Origin of the sequence: Bradyrhizobium nanningense, from assembly GCF_004114535.1 — a bacterium.
Classification (GTDB): domain Bacteria; phylum Pseudomonadota; class Alphaproteobacteria; order Rhizobiales; family Xanthobacteraceae; genus Bradyrhizobium; species Bradyrhizobium nanningense.
The window spans coordinates 282265-299816 of record NZ_LBJC01000005.1 but is presented as its reverse complement, the minus strand read 5'-3'; the positions used below and the strand labels follow the sequence as shown (position 1 = coordinate 299816).

Genomic DNA, 17552 nt, shown 5'->3' with positions numbered 1-17552 from the left:
AAATGCAAAAATCCGCCGGAGCCTTGCAGCTCCGGCGGATTGAGCACCAACCCGGGCCAGCCCCCAGCCCGGGCCGGGAGGATGTTAGGCCGCAGCCTTCTTGTCGGTCGGCACGGACGCGATCGTCTTCAGGATCTGCGAAGCGATCTGGTATGGGTCGCCCTGCGAGTTCGGACGGCGGTCTTCCAGATAACCCTTATAGCCGTTGTTGACGAAAGAGTGCGGAACGCGGATCGAGGCGCCGCGGTCGGCAACGCCGTAGCTGAACCTGTTCCACGGCGCGGTCTCGTGCTTGCCGGTCAGACGCTTGTCGTTGTCCGGGCCGTAGACGGCGATGTGGTCCATCAGGTTCTTGTCGAAGGCGGCCATCAGCGCCTCGAAATACTCCTTGCCACCGACATTGCGCATGTACTCGGTCGAGAAGTTGGCGTGCATGCCGGAGCCGTTCCAGTCGGTGTCGCCGAGCGGCTTGCAGTGGAATTCGATGTCGATGCCGTACTTCTCGGTGAGGCGCAGCATCAGATAGCGGGCCATCCACATTTCGTCAGCGGCCTTCTTGGAGCCCTTGCCGAAGATCTGGAATTCCCACTGGCCCTTCGCGACTTCGGCGTTGATGCCTTCATGGTTGATGCCGGCCGCCAGGCAGAGGTCGAGATGCTCTTCGACGATCTTGCGGGCGACGTCGCCGACGAACTTGTAACCGACGCCGGTGTAGTACGGGCCCTGCGGAGCGGGATAGCCGTATTCCGGGAAGCCGAGCGGACGGCCGTCCTTGTAGAAGAAGTATTCCTGCTCGAAGCCGAACCAGGCGCCGGCGTCGTCGAGGATGGTGGCGCGCTTGTTGGACGGATGCGGGGTCTTGCCATCGGGCATCATGACTTCGCACATCACCAGCACGCCGTTGGTGCGGGCGCCGTCCGGGAACACCGCGACCGGCTTCAGCACGCAATCGGAGCTGTGGCCTTCGGCCTGCTGGGTGGAAGAGCCATCGAAGCCCCAGAGCGGAAGCTGCTCGAGCGTCGGGAACGACGCGAATTCCTTGATCTGAGTTTTGCCGCGCAAATTCGGAGTCGGCGTATATCCGTCGAGCCAGATGTACTCGAGCTTATACTTGGTCATTGAGCCTCTCTGTAGATGATGCGAAAGGTTTGGGGGCCCGGAGGCCCCTGAACGTTTTGTACCCGGCCATCATCGGCCGGCGCTTTACAAGCATTTTACGTGCCAAAAGGCCGCAGTGCGGGAGGTTTTCCACCGCGGTCGGGCTCAACCTGCCATGAGCAGACCGCCTCCGACGCTATGCGTCATAGCCGCGCACCTTCGCGTGAAGCTGCACCGCAAAAATCCCGCGGAAATCGCCCGTTTCTGAAGCAGGCGATGCGGTGCCGGACGCTGCCGATCAAACGCGCATCAACCGCCGGCAATTTTCGCAAAGTCTCCCAACCCTACGCAGCAACCTTTGGAATGGCCTCCGCGTTGGCCTCCAGCTGGCTGCCTTGGGGGATGCAGACCTCTAGCTGCCTACAAATTGGGCGGCGACTGATTTCCTTTTCAGCACTTTCCAATCCAGGGGACGCGGCCGATATGGAGATTCCGGTAACCACAATCGAACGAGTCGGGCGCACCATGGAGGCCAAGGCGCTTCGACCAAGGAGAATCGCAATGATGAACAATGGTCTGAGTCACGGATCGGCAACGATCTACCAATTCCCGGTCGGGGGCCGCGCAGCTCTCGCCGGACGCCGCTATGACGAGACCCGTCTTCCTGCCGATCATGCCTCGCATCCCGCGAACGCCTCGATCTGCAGCGACAGCTGGTACCACCAGGACGCGGTCGACGACGCCAAACCGAAATGGGATCGCTGATGCCTGTGATTGGTTTGAAACCGCCGCGTTCGCGCAAGCGCCTGGCGGCAGTTGAAAAAGGGCCGAAACAGCGATGTTTCGGCCCTTTTTGACTCATCCATGAAACGACGCCGTTCAGATCACCGCGCAGGCCGTCGCAGGCCGCTTCAGATGCTTGACCGCGGTGGCGCCGGCTTTGCTGATGGTCAGCGTGATGCCAGCCCCCGAATAGCGTATGCCGGACACCGTCAGCCGCTTGGCCAGCGTGACCGGTTCGCCGTCGATCTGGAGAAAGGCGCGCTTGTCGTGATCATAGAACCCAACGATGAACTGCGTCCCGTCGATGCAGCGATAGGTCTGGAACGTCTGCGCATCAGCCTGCCGCGCGCTGAAAATTCCGGCCGCCAGCATGGTGATCCCCAAAAGAATGGCCTTGTGCCGGCTCATGATCGCCCCCTGTAATAGACTTCAAGGACGCCCCCTCGTGCGTCCCATGGAACCATAACCGAAGCCGCTCCCATGCAAGACTCCTCTCTGAAAGACTCCCCTGTCCGCCACCTCGCCCTGCAAGGCGCCAGTAATTTTCGCGATCTCGGCGGTTATCCGACAAGCGATGGCCGCACCACACGCTGGCGGCACATCTTCCGCTCCAACCATCTCGGCCAGCTCACCGCTGCCGATGTCGAGATCGTCCGCGCGCTGGGCGTGCGAAGCGCGTTCGATTTCCGCGGGCTGGAGGAGCGCGCGGCCGGCGTCTGCGTCGTGAACGAGATCGCGGTGCATTCGCTGCCGATCGAGCCGACCGTGGTCGCAGCGCTACGCGCCGAACTCGCCAGGGGGACATTGACCGCGCCGGTTGCACTCGAACTGATGCGAGAATCCTACCGCAACTATGTCCGCCACAACACGCATAGCTTTCGTAACCTGTTCGGCCATCTGCTGGAAGACCGCGCGCCGCTGGTGATTCACTGCACCGCGGGCAAGGACCGCACCGGCTTTGCCAGCGCGCTGATCCTGCATGCGCTCGGCGTGCCCGATGAAATCATCGCCGAGGACTACCTCCTGACCAACCGGCACTACAAGCGTGACGCAACCAACGCCTCGGACCTTCCCGCCGATGTGCTCGACGCCATCGGTAGCGTCGAGGCCTCATACCTCGCGGCTGCCTTCGAGGCCGTGGGTACCGAATACGGCGATCTCGAAACCTATCTGCGGGACGGGCTCAAGCTCGGCGCAGCCGAGCGGGCCGCGCTGAAGGCGCGCTATCTGGAAGCATAGGCCGCTATGTCGGGGAGAGCGATGATGCAAGACAAGGTTCTGGTCGTGACCGGCGCGCGCGGCGCGCTCGGCAAGGTGGTTGCGGAGATCGCGCGGTCACGCGGCGCTCGCGTGGCCGGCATCGACCACGCGCCTTCGCAAGTGCCCGCGACGCCCGACCGTATCGAGATCGGCGGCGTCGACTTGTCGGACGCGGCCCAGGCGAAGACGGCAGTCGATGCGGCGGCAAAGCATTTCGGCCAGCTCGATGCGCTGATCAACATCGCCGGCGGCTTCGCGTTCGAAACCGTCGGCGATGGCGACATCAAGACATGGCAGCGCATGCACGCGCTGAATGTCCTGACCGCGCTGAACGCCTCGCGCGCCGCACTGCCTCATCTCGCCGCGTCCAGGGCCGGTCGCATCGTCAATATCGGCGCCATGGGCGCGCTCCAGGCAGGTTCAGGCATGGGGCCCTATGCGGCATCGAAAGCCGGCGTGCATCGGCTCACCGAAGCGCTCGCCCACGAGTGGAAGGGCAAGGTCACGGTGAACGCAGTGCTGCCGTCGATCATCGACACCGCCGCCAACCGCGCCGACATGCCGAAGGCGGACTTCTCCAAATGGGTGACGCCGCAGGAACTCGCCGAGGTCATTCTGTTCCTCGCCAGCGACGCCGCCAGCGGCATTACCGGCGCGCTGATCCCGGTGGGCGGGCGGGTGTGATCAATCCGGAACCAGCAGCCTCAGATTGCCCTTGAAACGGATGCTCTGCTTGCCGGCGAGCGCGATGCCCTCGCCATACGCGGTGTCGTCGGTGTAAGTGCCGCTGAAGCCGATCGTCACCACTTTGCGACCCCACACCGGGCGCTCGTCGAATGAGGGCGAGTGCTCCTGGTTGGTCAGCTCCCCCTTCCACTTGCCGTTGGCCGAGGTGTAGGTGCCGTAGGCAAAGAAGAATGAATCACCGCCGCGCATGGTGCCGTCGCGCAGCACCATCACGCCCTGATTGCCACCCTGCACGGCGTCCAGCATCTCGATGCGGATATGATAGAGCCCGTTCTTGATCGTCATCTTCGTGAAAGCGCCCCGCTGTCCCGGTCGCAGGATAATCGCACTGCCCGTTCCCGATCAAATGGCGCGGAGGCCGAGGTCCGATCCAGGCTAGACTGCCGCAACTGATTCTCCGATCGGATACCCCTTGGAAACCGCGCTCTACCTGCCCGTCAAACGCTTCCTCGAAGAGCTCGGCTTCACCGTGAAGGGCGAGATCGGCGGCTGCGATCTCGTCGGCCTCAGCGCCGGCGATCCGCCGGTGGTGGTGATCGGCGAGCTCAAGCTTGCCTTCAACCTCGAGCTGATCCTACAGGCGGTCGACCGCGCGCCGGCCGGCGACGAGGTCTGGATCGCGGCGAAGATGTCGATCCGGGGCAAGGGGCGCGAGAGCGATGCGCGCTATCGCAATCTCTGCCGCCGCCTCGGCTTCGGCATGCTCGGCGTCACCGACCGCGGCCAGGTCGAGGTGCTGGTGAAGCCGCCGACGGCGGCGCCGCGCCGCGAGCCGAAGGTGCGCTCGCGCCTCGTCGCGGAGCATCAGCGCCGCCAGGGCGATCCCGTACTCGGCGGCAGCACCCGCGCGCCGATCATGACGGCCTATCGGCAGCAGGCGCTGGCCTGCGCCTCGGCGCTCGCCGACGGGCCGCGGCGGGTGCGCGACCTGCGCGACCGCTGTCCTGATGCCGGCAAGATCTTGCTTAACAATGTGTATGGCTGGTTCGAACGGGCCGACCGGGGAATCTACGGGCTCACCGAGGCCGGGCACGCCGCCCTGAAACGCTGGCCACAGCAGCGCCTTGAGGTCGATGCCGGCGTTGCGTCACTCCCATGACACCCGACCGGTGCATAGCTGAGATGCCACACCAATTTCATATTGCAATGCAACATTAGCGGCACTAGGTATCCCGGCATCAAAACGAGGCCGTTATGAGCGCAGACTGGAATACCAAATATGGCACGCGGCGCGTCCGCCATGATCCGCCCACCCTGGACGAGGCGATCTTCGCCGCCATCGGCATCACCGACGATCAGGAGCAGCAGGCCGAGATCGCCGCAGCCTTGATGGGGATGCCGCTCGATGTCGTGCAGGCCGAGGTAAAGAAGCAAGCGCGCACCAACAGTCGCATCACGGCGACGCGTGTGATCGCCGGCGAACAGGGCGCACAGCGCTCCGTGGTGGTCGAACGCCGCATCGTCCGGCGCTTCGGCACCGGCACGCGCACCGGCACCTAAGGCGTTCGTTTCAAACTTTCCGAATACGAAAGCGGACCGGCCATGCCGGTCCGCTTTTTGATTCAGCCCGCGATTGAGATCAGGCGGCGCGATTGTCGTACATGCTGGAGATGATCTTCCAGCAGGTCGAGTTGAGGCTGAGAAGCGCGCGCCCGGCCCTGAAGGGCGAAGCCGCGAGATCGGCGAGCTCAGCTTCGGGCGTCTTGGCAAGATCGATCGTGCCGGTCGATTCGCCCTGGCGGAAAGCCAGATGCGCCCCGAACTTCCTGGCAAGTGCCCGCATCGCATGATTCTCGGCGCCCGTTGTGATGCGCAGACGCTTGTAGCCTTTCCAGCGCGCCTCCTCGATCAGGCGACGGAACAGCACGGTGCCGACACCCTGGCGCCGCGCCGAGGCTTCGACGCTGAAGGCGACTTCGGGCAAGGCCTCATCTTCCGACGGATGCAGCTCGGCCGCACCGCGGACAACGCCGTCGACGATATAGGCAACGATCACGGTGCCGTCCTCGGCACAGCGGGCGGCGTAACGCTCGATAAAGCTGTCGTCGAGATAACCGTTGAAACGGTCGTGCCGGCTTGCGGCATCGAGCCTCAGCAGGTGATCACGCAGGAGCGGCAATTCTTCCTGCTGGATCAAGGTCCGCACATAGCCCGGAGCCGTGCGGACGGTCTCTTCAAGTACCACGTCAAAACTCCTCTTGGTGTCCCTCGAGGAGGCGTTCGAATCCCTAGAGCCCCTATATTGTGCATCGCAGCATCTTTTGCAAGACGGGAACCTGCCTAACTTAGAGGCATAGAGGACGACTAATTCGTTAATGAAATCAAAGCCTCGTAGTCTTACAGGACCAGCTGCGTCTGGGTCACCACGGCCACTAGCTTGCCGTCCTCGGTCTCCAGCCGGGTGGTCCAGACCTGGGTCCGCCGGCCACGATGGACCGGGGTCGCGGTGGCAACGATTGTGGTTCCCTCCTTGGCCCCACCAATGAAATTGGTCTTGCTCTCCAGCGTGGTCGTACCCTTGGCGTCGTCAGGCAGGTTGATCACCGTCGCGGCCGCGCCAACGGAATCGGCCAGCGCCATCACCGCCCCGCCATGGATGGTGTGATGCAGCGTGCAGAGATCGGGCCGGACCGTCATCCGCGCCACCACGCGGTCCTTCCCGGCCTCGACGAACTCGACGCCCTTGAGCTCGGCGAACGGCATCTTCATCGCTTTGAGTCTCTCGAGCGGCGTCATCAGATCTCCTCCCAACACGTTGTTGTCGCAGGGTGAATTGCTTCATGCGGCAAAGCAATGACGTCCGAGGTAATCGCCGTGCCGACATCGGCGGGCAGCGCCAACATTCTCGTGTCCCGGACGCCCAGCATTGCTGCGCTGAGCCGGGACCCATCTCGCGGCGATTTCGGTGCGGCGTGGGCCCCGGCTCTGCAGTGCTCACGTCGCAGGTGCGGCGCGCTGCGCTGCGTCCGGGGCACAGCTTGCCTCACGTCACCGCATTCACGACCTGATATTCCGGCCGTCGCCACACCTCGCCGACGATCACCTCCTCGATGATCTCGGCGGCACGGATGATTTCACTCTCACCAATATACAGCGGCGTGATCCCGAACCGCATGATGTCGGGCGCGCGAAAATCGCCGATGACGCCGCGGGCGATCAATGCCTGCATCGCGGCATAACCGCCGTCGAAGGCAAACGACACCTGCGAGCCGCGGTGATCATGCGCGCGCGGGGTGACAAGCTTGAGCTGCGGGCAACGGCGTTCGACCTTCGCAACGAGGAGATCGCCGAGCGCCAGCGAGCGCGCACGGACCTCCGCGATATCGACGCGGTCCCAGATGTCGAGCGAGGCTTCCAGCGCCGCCATCGCCAGCACCGGCGGCGTGCCGACGCGCATGCGCTCGACACCGCCGGCGGCCGCATAGGCAAGCTCGAACGCAAACGGCTTGGCGTGCCCCATCCACCCCGACAGCGCGGCGCGCGCGTTGTCGGCGTGGCGCGGCGCAACGTAGAGGAAGGCCGGTGCGCCGGGGCCGGCGTTGATGTATTTGTAGGTGCACCCTGCGGCGAAATCCGCGCCGCTGCCGGCGAGATCGACCGGCAGTGCGCCGGCGGAATGCGCGAGATCCCAGACCGTGACGATGCCGAGGGCGTGGGCTTTCGCAGTCAGATGCGCCATGTCGTGGCGGCGGCCGGTGCGATAATCGACCTCGGTGATGTAGAGCACCGCGATCTCCTCCGACAGGGCGGACTCGATCTCCTCCGGTGCCACCAGACGCAATTGATGGCCGCGCCCGAGCGTCGCGATCAGGCCTTCGGCCATGTAAAGGTCGGTCGGGAAGTTACCGGTGTCCGACAGGACGATCTTGCGGGACACCGTCATGTCGAGCGCGGCGGCGAGCGCCTGATAGACCTTGAGCGACAGCGTGTCTCCGACCATCACCGAGCCGGCTTCCGCACCGATCAGCCGTGCGATGCGATCGCCGAGATGGCGCGGCTGGACGTACCAGCCTGCGGTGTTCCAGGCGCGGATCAGCTCAACGCCCCACTCCGTGGTGATGACGCGGTTGACCCGCTCGGCAACGCCTGACGGCAGCGCACCGAGCGAGTTGCCGTCGAGATAGATCACGCCGTCAGGCAGGTGGAACAGAGCTTTGGTATCGTCATAGACGCGATATTTGGTCATGGGCATTTCTACAGAATGGTGCGGACGCGCCAGAGCTCGGGAAACAGCTCCACCTCCAGCATGCGTTTGAGATAGCTGACGCCACCGGTGCCGCCGGTGCCGCGCTTGAAGCCGATCACGCGCTCGACCGTGGTGACGTGGTTGAAGCGCCAGCGGCGGAAATAATCTTCGAAGTCGACCAGTTTTTCCGCGAGCTCGTACAGCATCCAATGCGTCTCCGGAGCCTCGTAGACGACGCGCCAGGCCTGCAGCACGCCTTCGTTGAAGCTGTGGGTCTCGCGGACATCGCGCGCCAGCACCGCGGCCGGCATCTTGAGGCCGTTGCGGTCGGCGAGCCGCAGGACCTCATCATAAAGGCTTGGCGTTGCGAGTTCGGCCTCGAGCAGCTTCGTCGTCTCAGGATCATGCGCGTGCGGCTTGAGCATGGCGTGGTTGCGGTTGCCCAGCAGGAATTCGATCAGCCGGTACTGGCGCGACTGGAAGCCGGAGGACTGTCCGAGCTGCGAGCGGAAGCGGGTGTACTCGCTCGGCGTCATCGTGCGCAGCACGTCCCAGGCGTTGTTGAGCTGCTCGAAGATGCGCGACATCCGCGCCAGCATCTTCATGGCGGGCGACACTTCGTCCCTGGCGATGGCGCGGCGCGCGGCACTGAGCTCGTGGATGGCGAGGCGCATCCACAGCTCCGTGGTCTGATGCTGGATGATGAACAGCATCTCGTCATGCGCTTCCGAGAGCGGATGTTGCGCGCTCAGGATCGCATCCAGCGCCAGGTAGTTGCCATATGACATGCGACGGGTGAAATCGGTCTCGGCCCCTTCGCTCGTGGGATCATAATCGCTGGACGACATGGGCAGGCCCTTTCGATCGATCTTACCCCGGCTTTGCTCAGTCGAGGCCGATCAGGCGCGCGGTGATCGGCGAGGCGGGATCCTTCAGTCCGTCGATCACGGTAAAATGGTTCAGCCCGGGATCGACGACGAGACGGGTCGGCACGTCGAAACCGGTCCAGATATTGGCCATCAGATCGGACTGACGGATGAATTCGGGCCGCTCGCCGCCACCGACCCAGGCGGTCACAGGCGAATGCCCGCGCGGCAGGTGCAGCGCCGCGCTTTCGAGCGCCGCTTCTTCCACGGTCATGCGCAGCGTCTCGTTCATCCGGGTCTTGAGCAGCGGACGCAGATCGTGCAGGCCGCTGATCGAGAGCGTGCCGCTAATACGGTTAAAGACGGCGGGCTCCAGCCGGCTGTCGTCGCACAGCATGCGCGTCACGAGATGACCACCGGCGGAGTGCCCAGCAAGCCGGATCGGTCCGGCGACGAGCGAAGCCGCCTTCGCGATCGCGGCGGTGATTTCGGCAGTGATGTCGGAGATGCGCGCGACCGGCGTCAGCGTGTAGCTCGGCAGTGCCACGGTCCAGCCGTGATGGCGCGCACCTTCGGCGAGATCAGTCCAGGCCGACTTGTCGAAGCGCATCCAGTAGCCGCCATGCACGAAGACGACGAGACCCTTGCTGTCGCCGTCGGGCAGGATCAGGTCGAGGCGCTGGCGCTCGCCGGCGCCATAGGCGATGTCGGCGCGAAAATCCTTCAGCCCGGCCCGGTAGACCGCCGCCCGCTCCGCCCATTGCGCCGGCATCTTGTCCGAACCCGGGATATGGGCCGAATTGGCATAAGCATCATCCCAATCGCGCATCATGACTCCCGAGGACTCGTCCGGCGAACAGCCGCCAGTCTGCCACCGTCGCGGCCGGCATCCTAGTCTTTATTTTAAGCTTAAAGGATCTGACCGCCAGTGAATCGGATAGGCAATCGGTCCGGCACGTTCCCCGGGCGCAGCGCAGCGTGCAACGATGCGCTGCTGAACCGGGGTCCAGCGCGTGGGCAAGATGGGTCCCGGCTCTGCGGAGCACCACGCGGAACGATGCTTCGCATCGCCCGCGCGCTGCACCGCGTCCGGGACACCAAAACTAAGCCTTCTCCACCCCGCACCATTCCGCGATGAACAGCGCCATCGCCTTGGTGGTCTTCTTCAGCGATTCCAGCTCGACATATTCGTTGAAGCCGTGCATCTCGCCGCCGCTGGCGCCGAAGCAGAGGCTCGGGATGCCGTGGTTGAGGCCGTAGAAGCGGGTGTCGGTGAGCGCGGTGAAGACGAGATCCTCCGGCATGCCGCCATAGACCTTGCCGAACGCTTTGCCGAACGCGGCCTCCGGCGCGGCGGCGTCGGTCAGCTCATAGCCTTCCGACAGGAAGCCCGACCATTCGATCTCCGGTGGATTGTTGGCGAGGAAGCGGTGGTTCCGCGCCGCAGCCGCGACGCAGGCCACGATCTCCTTCTGGTGATCGGCGATCGACCAGCCCGGCAACACTGCGATCCGGCAATCGACATCACACCAGGCCGGCACGCTGGAGGCCCAGTCGCCGCCCTTGATGAGGCCCGGATTGAAGTTGATGGGATGGTTGAGCGTCTTGAAGTGTCGATCGGCCTTGGCGCGCTCGTTCCACTCGACCTCGAGCTTCTGCAGCGCCTGGATCAAATGATAGGCCGCCATGATCGCGTTGGCGCCGGAGCCGGCGAACGCCACGTGTGTCGGATGTCCCTTCACGCGCAGGCGAAACCAGATCACGCCGACCTGCGAGCGCACCATCTTGCCGCCGGTCGGCTCCGGGATGAAGCAGGCATCCGCGCGGTAGCCGCGCTGGAGCGTCGAGAGCGCGCCGACACCGGTGCTCTCCTCTTCGATGACGGATTGGAAATGAATCCGCGCCGTCGGCTTGAATCCCGCAGCCTTGATCGCGTCCAGCGCATAGAGCGCACCGATCGTGCCCGACTTCATGTCGCAGGCGCCGCGGCCGAACATCTTGCCGTCCTTGATGACCGGCGAGAACGGCGGTGTGTCCCACAATTCCAGGGGGCCGGCGGGCACCACGTCGCAGTGGCCCTGGAGGATCAGCGATTTGCCGCCGTTCGTTTGCGGACGGTAGGTCCCCACCACCGAACGCGCCTTGGAGAAATCATGCTCGATCGGGCCGAAGCCGCGCAGATCCTTGAGATCGTCGACGTCGATGTGCCAGTCGTCGACCTCGTAGCCACGCTCGCGCAAGAGGTCGCCGATCATGTCCTGGCACGGCCCCTCCGCCCCGCGGGTCGAAGGGATCGCGACGAAATCGCGTGTGGTGGCGAGCTGGGCTTCGAAGCCGGCATCGACGGCGTCGAGAATCCTCTGCTGCGTTTCGGCATTCATCAGGCAACTCCAGGCATTCCAATGGTCCCAAGGAATGCGCAAGCTAGCCGATTTCAGCCGTTCGGGTACTCCACAAAATATGCATCCCGCAATGCATCTTCGAGCAGTCGGCCTTCCGAATAGCCGTTCAACGTAACAGGGCGCGTCACCCCGTCGAGCAGGCGTGGACACGGCTCCGGAGCGCCGAGCACCGTGCGAACGGGAATACGCTCGGCATAAATCGGCAACGCATAGTCCTCGTCATCGTCAGCGACACCCTTGGCGCGTATCTTGGCCGAGGCTTCCTCGATTTCCATCGCGATGAAGGAGGTCGCCTTGATCTCCTGGGTGTTGCTGGCCCGAAGGCTCGCGGTGCGATCCGGGAAGAAGCGGTCGACCATCGCGATCACAGCGCGCTCCTTTTCGCTCGGATCGGTGACGAGATAGGCGGTGCCGAACGCCATCACCGCGCGATAGTCGGCGGAATGGTTGAAGCCGCAGCGCGCCAGCACAAGGCTATCGAGATGGGCGACTGTGAGACACACGCGCTCGCCCCTGGCCTGGTTGCGCAGCATCCGGCTTGCGCTCGAGCCGTGCCAGTACAGCTTCGTCCCCTCGCGCCAGAAGAAGGTCGGCGTGCAATAGGGCTGGCCGTCGATCACGTAGGAGACGTGGCAGAGCATCGAGGAATCCAGGATGCGATGAACCGTGTCGTGATCGTAGAAGCCGCGATCATGCCGGCGCTTCACCTGGTTGCGCGCCGATGTCGGATAGGAATTCGAAGTCTCGGTCTGGCTCACGGCCGCTCCTGATCGGATTGGAAAGATCTGGAGCAGTTGTAGCGGCGCATTTGGTCTGCGATAGTTCCAATTCCATGCAAAAAATTCCGACCAATTCGAATCCCTCACCGGCCAAGACCGAGCTGCCGCTCGATCTCGCCGGCCCGCACGTCACGGCGGGCGCCTCCGCCGCGCACCGGCTCTATCAGGCCTTGTGCGAGATGATCGTCTCCGGCCTCGTCAAGCCTGGCGAGCCGCTGCCGCCGTCACGCACGCTGGCCAAGCAGACCGGCTTTCGGCGCAACGCCGTCGTCACCGCTTATGAGCGCCTGATCGCCGATGGCTTTGCCGAGGCCAAAGTCGGCTCCGGAACGTTTGTCGCCGCGCGCATTCCTGCGCGCGCGGCCGCGCCGAACAAGCCCAAGGCGGTCGTCGAAACGCCCCAGCAAGGCGCGTTCGCGCTCGGCTGCACCCACGTCGATGAGCGCGCCGTGCAGCGCTTCCGCGCCTTCGTCGGCCGGCGCATGCGCGCCTTCGGGGCCGAGCATTTGCATTATGGCGATCCGCGCGGCAGCCGCGAGCTGCGCGCGGCCATCGCCGATCACCTGCTGTCGGCGCGCGGCCTGCGCTGCGATCCCGATCAGATCATGCTGACGTCGGGCACGTTGCACGCGCTGCGCGTCGTGCTGAGCGCGATCCTCAAGCCAGGCGATCAGGTCTGGTGCGAAGACCCCGGCTATCCCGCCGCGCGAAAGACCTTCGCGCATTGCGGCTATCGCGCCGTAGCCGTTCCCGTCGACGAGGACGGCATGCGGATCGCCAAGGGCCGCTCTGGGGCGCCGACAGCGCGCGCGGCCTATGTCACGCCGTCGCACCAGTTTCCGCTGGGCGTGCAGATGTCGATGCCGCGGCGGCTCGAGCTTCTGGACTGGGCCAAGCAGGCCGGCGCCTTCGTGCTGGAGGACGACTACGACAGCGAGTTTCGCTATGACGGCGCACCGCTGATGTCGCTCGCCGGCATCGATCGTCTCCAGCGCGTGATCTACCTCGGCACGTTTGCCAAGACGCTGTTTCCAGGCCTGCGCATCGGCTATTGCGCCCTGCCCGAACGCCTCATTGCGGCCGTGACGGCTGCGCGCGCGGCGCTCGACCGCTTCCCCGGCACGCTGATGGAAGGCGCGGTGGCCGACATGCTCAACTCGGGCGCGTTCGCCGCAAACCTCAAGCGCGTGCGAAAACTCTATCGCGAGGCACGCGATGTGCTGGCCGAAACGCTGGAAGCCGCTTCCGATGGCGCGCTCTCGGTGCCGGTGCCGTCGCAAGGCCTGCATCTGGTCGCCCGGTTCGATCCGTCGGTCGACCTGTCGGTCGCCGCACGGGCCAAGCAGGCGGGCGGCGCCGAGGGCTGGCTATTGGCCGACACCTATTCGCGCGCGCGCCCTCTGCCCGGCTTCGTGCTGGGATTTTCCGGCCATGCGGTTCCACAGCTCAAAGCCTCCGCCGAACGGCTCGCGCGGGAATCGCGCGCGGCCCTGCGCACGAAGGCCAGCGCGGCTAGGGGCGCGTGACGAACGTTCACTATGAGAATCGTCGGCCAGTCCCTACATTGCGACATCGATTCCGAGACCTTTCGCCATGCTGTCACGCCGCACGATCTGCCTCTCGTTCCTGATCTCCATCGCACTTGCCGCGACGGCACATGCCGGCTCGGTTGGACGCGAGCAGGACATCGGCGATCTCAAGCTGGGTCAGCGCGTGCAGGTGGATGACGGAACCTGTCCTGCCGGGCAGGTCAAGGAAGTTCGCGGGGCGAAGATGTCCGATAAGGGCGTCGTGCGTACCGCCACCTGTGTGCCGCGGTACGGTCCGAAGACGAAATAGCTACTGCTTCGCCGGATCGAACATGCACTGCAAGGTCGGCTTGGCGATCTTGGTGAAGGTCGGGCCGATCTCGCTTTGCTTGGAAGCCGGCACCCAGTCGGTCTCGATGGTGGGCACGCCGGTTTCGCTGATGCCGCGCAACAGCGCTTCGCGCAGGTCGCGGTCCTCGACGGCCGCGGCGGCGTGATCGTGCAGGCAGCCGCAGACTTCCTCGGGATGTTCCCACCGCCCGAGCATCCGCGGCGCGCACTGATGCACGAACTCAGTGCGGGGATCCGGTAGTCTGGAGGGCGCGCGCACCTGCGCCTGAGCGGCGCCGATCGTCAGAACAGACAGGAACGCAGCGGCGCAAAATCGAACGATCATGACGGCCTTTACCGGCTGATTTTCTTGTTGTCGATCAGAAGCGCGCGGCAACCACCATGGGCTGCGACGTCGCAGTGGTGATCGGCGAGCCACTGTACTGGAAGGTGCCGATACCGGGCAGATTGCCATCCGGCGAGCCCGAGAACGAGGAGCCGGCAACCACGAAAGCGAAAGCAAGGATGAAGCTGAGCGCGCGCATGATCTTGTCTCCGAGTGCCGTGGCCGGCGGTGCGCCGTTCGTCGTTGTGAAGCTGATAACCATGGGCGGTTTCGCGCGTGATGCGCCAAAAGCGCAAAATGGTTTCATCTTGCGTAAGAATTGTTTCGTCCGGTCCGGGACGACGACACAATTCTCGGAAACGGCCAATCATTTCAGCGGGGTCGCGCCGCAGCTCAAAGCGGCCCGCCAAGTTCCGGATCCGCTGCGCAAGCGCACCCTGCGCCGCCGTCGTCACGGTCCCGCCTTGCGCGGTTCACACGCATTTTACGTTTTTCTGCTGAAGAGAGGAACGAACGAAGGCTGGGTCCTGTCGAACCGGGGGCGCTTCGGCCGCGACCCAAGCCATCGAAATCGAGACGCCGGGATCACCGGGCGCGTTCAGTTTGAGGGATGGCCATCATGATGGTGCAAGATCGCGCAACGCCGCGCGAGGCGGACCAACGAACCGACCGCGGCGATCAACACCCTAGGCGCGTCGCCTCGGCCGGCGCGATGTCGCTACAATCCGGCCGCGGCTTCGAGGCCGCGCCGCAAGCATTCGTGCGGTTGACCGGCTCGCACCTTGCCAAGCACGTCACTGCGTGAAGAACTCACCGCACTTCTGGACGTTTGCGTCTGCCGGCCCCCACGGCATGATCGGCACGGTCGAGGTCGAGTTCTTCGGCGAACCCTCGATCAGCCTGTCCGAATAGACCATGTAGACCAGCACGTTGCGCTTGGCGTCGCAGCCGCGCACGATCTGCATCTTCTTGAAGAACAGCGAGCGGCGCCGGCGGAACATGTCATCGCCCTGCTCCATCTTGGTCTTGAACTTGATCGGGCCGACCTGGCGGCAGGCCAGCGAGATGTCCGAGACCTCTTCGGCAAGGCCCAGCCAGCCCTTGAAGCCGCCCTTCTCCGGCACCGTGAAATGGCAGGCGACGCCCTCGACTTCGGGATCGTCGAGACCATAGGTCGCGAGCTTGTCGTTCGGGCTCATCAATTTGAACACGGTGGAGCGACGGAAGATCAGATCGGGCTCGTCGGCAGCTTGAACGGACGCCGCCGGCACAGCCAAGGCCAGGAGGAATAAGGCGAGTCCTTTCAAGCGGATGCCGGAAAGACCAGGGAAACGAGATGACATGAAGTTCTCCGCTAACAAGTCCCCGCAATGTAGGAACGCCTCAGCCCGACAGGAAGTCGACAGGCAGCTCGACGCGGCCGCCGTTTACCGCTCTGTGAGGCTTTTTTGTTACGTCTTGAACAAAAGTCGCTGACGGCAGAACCACCCTGCTGGTGAACGCGTATTCCCTTTGCGAGACTAACGTCTGATTTGGATTATGGATTCGAGGATGAACAGCGTGAATGGGTCGGGTCTTTCTGCCAAGCCGGGGCGGCTCTGGCAGGTCGCCATTTTGACGGCGGCGAGTGCGATCGGCGCGACCAGCCAAGCAGACGCAGCATTTTATTATTGGACGGATTATTCCGACGGGTCCTATTACGCCCGGCAGGACCGGCATCCCGAGATACCGCGCCAGAAGCCGCAGAAGCGTAGCGCGACCGGCAAGAAAGAGGTTGTCGCCGAAAAGGAAGCCGGCACCAAGCCACAGGGGCCGCTGGTCATCGTCGTCTCGATCGACCGGCAGAAGGTCACGATCTACGACAGCAATGGCGTGTTCGCGGAATCTCCGGTGTCGACGGGCATGAAGGGCCATTCGACGCCGATGGGTGTGTTCAGCGTCATCCAGAAGCACAAGTTCCACCATTCCAACATCTATAGCGGCGCGCCGATGCCGTACATGCAGCGGATCACCTGGTCCGGTGTCGCCATGCATGCCGGCGTGCTGCCGGGCTATCCGGCTTCGCATGGATGTATCCGGATGCCGATGGCGTTCGCGGTGAAGATGTGGAATTGGACCAGGATGGGCGCGCGCGTCATCGTCGCGCCTGGCGAGATGACACCGCACAGCTTCTCCCATCCCCTGCTCGCCTCCGTGCGTGTGCCGCCGCAGCCCGCCGCCAGCCTGGAGCCGCAGACCAATGTCGGCGACAAGGCCGACAAGGGCGCGGCGCAAACCAAGGCGGCCGAAGCCAAACCGATTGAGACCAGGACCGCCAGCGCCGACGCCGTGCTCGAGCTGCGCGCCTCCGTCGGCCACACCGTGATGTCGGATGCGACCACGGGCAACGCGCCAGCCCATGAGGAAGCCGCCGCTCCCGCCGACAAGGCCATGACAGCCGAGGCATCCGATGCGGCCAAGCCTCAGTCGGAAGAAGCCGCCAAGTCGGCCAACGAGGACAAGCCCACCGACAAGGTCGAGGCCGTCAAGGACGAGCCAGCCAAATCTGAACCGGCCAAGACGGACGCCGCGAAGACAACCGATGCACCTGCACCTGCGATCGCCGCCTCGCCCGACGCCAAGAAGGACGAGGGCCGCCTTGCCGAACCGGCGCCGGCCGCAAAGCCGGAAGCACCCAAGCGGACCGGCCAGATCGCCGTCTTCATCAGCCGCAAGGATTCCAAGCTTTACGTGCGGCAGAATCTTGCGCCGCTGTTCGAGGTCCCGGTCACGATCGCTACGAGCGACCGTCCGCTCGGCACGCATATCTTCACCGCCGAGCTCGACAAGACCGATTCCAATGCGCTGCATTGGTCGGTGGTATCGCTGCCCGTGTCCGCCCGTTCCGCCGCACGCGAGGACGACGGTCGCCTCACCCGCCGCCAACGTGGCGCTGACGTGATCCCCGTCGCCGCCAAGCCCGTCACTGCCAAGCCGGTGGTCACGCCGGACAGCCCGGCCGAGGCGCTCGACCGCATCTCCATCCCCGCCGACACCATGGCGAAGATCAACGAGATGCTGACATCGGGCGGCTCCATCATCGTCTCCGACCAGGGCATCAACCAGGGCGAGACCGGCGAAGGCACCGACTTCATCGTTCGCCTGTACTGACTTGTTTCACTGCCCCCGATAACGCGGTGTTGACGAGGCATGTCGCAGCCGCGGAGTAACATCCCCTCGGATCATT

At 64.3% G+C, this 17552-nt stretch carries 23 protein-coding genes; 10 read left to right on the top strand and 13 right to left on the bottom strand.

Annotation, left to right across the window (positions count from 1 at the left end; translation table 11 throughout):
* Window positions 1-84 precede the first annotated feature (84 nt).
* Window positions 85-1119, bottom strand: a complete 1035-nt coding sequence (locus tag XH84_RS03130; RefSeq protein ID WP_128917483.1) for a glutamine synthetase beta-grasp domain-containing protein — start codon at window positions 1117-1119, stop codon at window positions 85-87.
* A 540-nt stretch (window positions 1120-1659) separates the two neighbouring features.
* Here XH84_RS03130 and XH84_RS03120 point away from each other — a divergent pair.
* Window positions 1660-1863: a DUF2735 domain-containing protein gene (locus XH84_RS03120; RefSeq protein WP_128917484.1), complete on the top strand. Its 204-nt coding sequence runs from the start codon at window positions 1660-1662 to the stop codon at window positions 1861-1863.
* 114 nt (window positions 1864-1977) lie between these two features.
* Here the strand turns inward: XH84_RS03120 and XH84_RS03115 are convergent, their stop codons facing one another.
* Window positions 1978-2289, bottom strand: coding sequence for an MliC family protein (locus XH84_RS03115; RefSeq protein WP_128917485.1), 312 nt, complete (start codon window positions 2287-2289; stop codon window positions 1978-1980).
* A gap of 72 nt (window positions 2290-2361) precedes the next feature.
* Between XH84_RS03115 and XH84_RS03110 the strand changes: the two genes are divergently transcribed.
* Window positions 2362-3120 carry a tyrosine-protein phosphatase gene (locus XH84_RS03110; RefSeq protein WP_430641866.1) on the top strand — a complete coding sequence of 253 codons (759 nt, stop codon included), beginning with the start codon at window positions 2362-2364 and terminating at the stop codon, window positions 3118-3120.
* A gap of 24 nt (window positions 3121-3144) precedes the next feature.
* Entirely contained in the window at window positions 3145-3825 is a 681-nt protein-coding gene (locus XH84_RS03105; RefSeq protein WP_128917486.1) for an SDR family oxidoreductase, read from the top strand.
* Here the strand turns inward: XH84_RS03105 and XH84_RS03100 are convergent, their stop codons facing one another.
* Entirely contained in the window at window positions 3826-4173 is a 348-nt protein-coding gene (locus XH84_RS03100) for a GrlR family regulatory protein (RefSeq protein WP_128917487.1), read from the bottom strand.
* Between the two features lie 127 nt (window positions 4174-4300).
* Here XH84_RS03100 and XH84_RS03095 point away from each other — a divergent pair, with 127 nt between their 5' ends.
* Window positions 4301-4987 (top strand): DUF2161 domain-containing phosphodiesterase, encoded by a 687-nt coding sequence (locus tag XH84_RS03095; protein WP_128917488.1) that lies wholly within the window; start codon window positions 4301-4303, stop codon window positions 4985-4987.
* A gap of 95 nt (window positions 4988-5082) precedes the next feature.
* Complete coding sequence (locus XH84_RS03090) at window positions 5083-5388, top strand: hypothetical protein (protein ID WP_128917489.1); 306 nt, start codon at window positions 5083-5085, stop codon at window positions 5386-5388.
* Between the two features lie 79 nt (window positions 5389-5467).
* On the opposite strand, the gene XH84_RS03085 is transcribed toward XH84_RS03090, so the two are convergent.
* The 7 genes from XH84_RS03085 to XH84_RS03055 all read right to left on the bottom strand — a co-directional run bounded on the left by XH84_RS03085 (window position 5468) and on the right by XH84_RS03055 (window position 12100).
* Window positions 5468-6073, bottom strand: a complete 606-nt coding sequence (locus tag XH84_RS03085) for a GNAT family N-acetyltransferase (RefSeq protein WP_128917490.1) — start codon at window positions 6071-6073, stop codon at window positions 5468-5470.
* A gap of 152 nt (window positions 6074-6225) precedes the next feature.
* Window positions 6226-6624 carry a PaaI family thioesterase gene (locus XH84_RS03080; protein ID WP_128917491.1) on the bottom strand — a complete coding sequence of 133 codons (399 nt, stop codon included), beginning with the start codon at window positions 6622-6624 and terminating at the stop codon, window positions 6226-6228.
* 247 nt (window positions 6625-6871) lie between these two features.
* Window positions 6872-8074 (bottom strand): kynureninase, encoded by a 1203-nt coding sequence (gene kynU, locus XH84_RS03075; protein ID WP_128917492.1) that lies wholly within the window; start codon window positions 8072-8074, stop codon window positions 6872-6874.
* Between the two features lie 8 nt (window positions 8075-8082).
* Window positions 8083-8922: a tryptophan 2,3-dioxygenase gene (kynA, locus tag XH84_RS03070; RefSeq protein WP_128917493.1), complete on the bottom strand. Its 840-nt coding sequence runs from the start codon at window positions 8920-8922 to the stop codon at window positions 8083-8085.
* Window positions 8923-8959: 37 nt separating this feature from the next.
* Window positions 8960-9769 (bottom strand): alpha/beta hydrolase, encoded by an 810-nt coding sequence (locus XH84_RS03065; protein WP_128917738.1) that lies wholly within the window; start codon window positions 9767-9769, stop codon window positions 8960-8962.
* Between the two features lie 274 nt (window positions 9770-10043).
* Window positions 10044-11321 (bottom strand): ArgE/DapE family deacylase, encoded by a 1278-nt coding sequence (locus XH84_RS03060; protein ID WP_128917494.1) that lies wholly within the window; start codon window positions 11319-11321, stop codon window positions 10044-10046.
* A gap of 53 nt (window positions 11322-11374) precedes the next feature.
* Window positions 11375-12100, bottom strand: coding sequence for a pyridoxamine 5'-phosphate oxidase family protein (locus XH84_RS03055; protein WP_128917495.1), 726 nt, complete (start codon window positions 12098-12100; stop codon window positions 11375-11377).
* 74 nt (window positions 12101-12174) lie between these two features.
* Here XH84_RS03055 and pdxR point away from each other — a divergent pair, with 74 nt between their 5' ends.
* Together pdxR and XH84_RS03045 are read left to right on the top strand one after the other, a co-directional pair.
* Entirely contained in the window at window positions 12175-13647 is a 1473-nt protein-coding gene (pdxR, locus tag XH84_RS03050; RefSeq protein ID WP_128917496.1) for a MocR-like pyridoxine biosynthesis transcription factor PdxR, read from the top strand.
* A gap of 67 nt (window positions 13648-13714) precedes the next feature.
* A complete protein-coding gene (locus XH84_RS03045) occupies window positions 13715-13960 on the top strand; it encodes a DUF6719 family protein (RefSeq protein ID WP_128917497.1) in 246 nt (81 codons plus the stop codon).
* Here XH84_RS03045 and XH84_RS03040 read toward each other — a convergent pair whose 3' ends face one another.
* Window positions 13961-14326 (bottom strand): hypothetical protein, encoded by a 366-nt coding sequence (locus XH84_RS03040; RefSeq protein ID WP_128917739.1) that lies wholly within the window; start codon window positions 14324-14326, stop codon window positions 13961-13963.
* Between the two features lie 34 nt (window positions 14327-14360).
* Entirely contained in the window at window positions 14361-14525 is a 165-nt protein-coding gene (locus XH84_RS39525) for a hypothetical protein (protein ID WP_164935985.1), read from the bottom strand.
* Between XH84_RS39525 and XH84_RS03035 the strand changes: the two genes are divergently transcribed.
* Together XH84_RS03035 and XH84_RS03030 are read left to right on the top strand one after the other, a co-directional pair.
* Window positions 14506-14949 carry a hypothetical protein gene (locus tag XH84_RS03035; RefSeq protein ID WP_128917498.1) on the top strand — a complete coding sequence of 148 codons (444 nt, stop codon included), beginning with the start codon at window positions 14506-14508 and terminating at the stop codon, window positions 14947-14949. The two genes, XH84_RS39525 and XH84_RS03035, sit on opposite strands and share 20 nt — an antisense overlap.
* Window positions 14946-15131: a hypothetical protein gene (locus tag XH84_RS03030; RefSeq protein ID WP_164935986.1), complete on the top strand. Its 186-nt coding sequence runs from the start codon at window positions 14946-14948 to the stop codon at window positions 15129-15131. Before XH84_RS03035 ends, XH84_RS03030 begins: the two co-directional genes overlap by 4 nt.
* Here the strand turns inward: XH84_RS03030 and XH84_RS03025 are convergent.
* Complete coding sequence (locus XH84_RS03025; protein ID WP_128917500.1) at window positions 15121-15669, bottom strand: CreA family protein; 549 nt, start codon at window positions 15667-15669, stop codon at window positions 15121-15123. The genes XH84_RS03030 and XH84_RS03025 overlap by 11 nt on opposite strands.
* Window positions 15670-15877: 208 nt before the next feature.
* Between XH84_RS03025 and XH84_RS03020 the strand changes: the two genes are divergently transcribed.
* Window positions 15878-17476 carry a L,D-transpeptidase gene (locus XH84_RS03020; RefSeq protein ID WP_164935987.1) on the top strand — a complete coding sequence of 533 codons (1599 nt, stop codon included), beginning with the start codon at window positions 15878-15880 and terminating at the stop codon, window positions 17474-17476.
* Window positions 17477-17552: the final 76 nt, after the last annotated feature.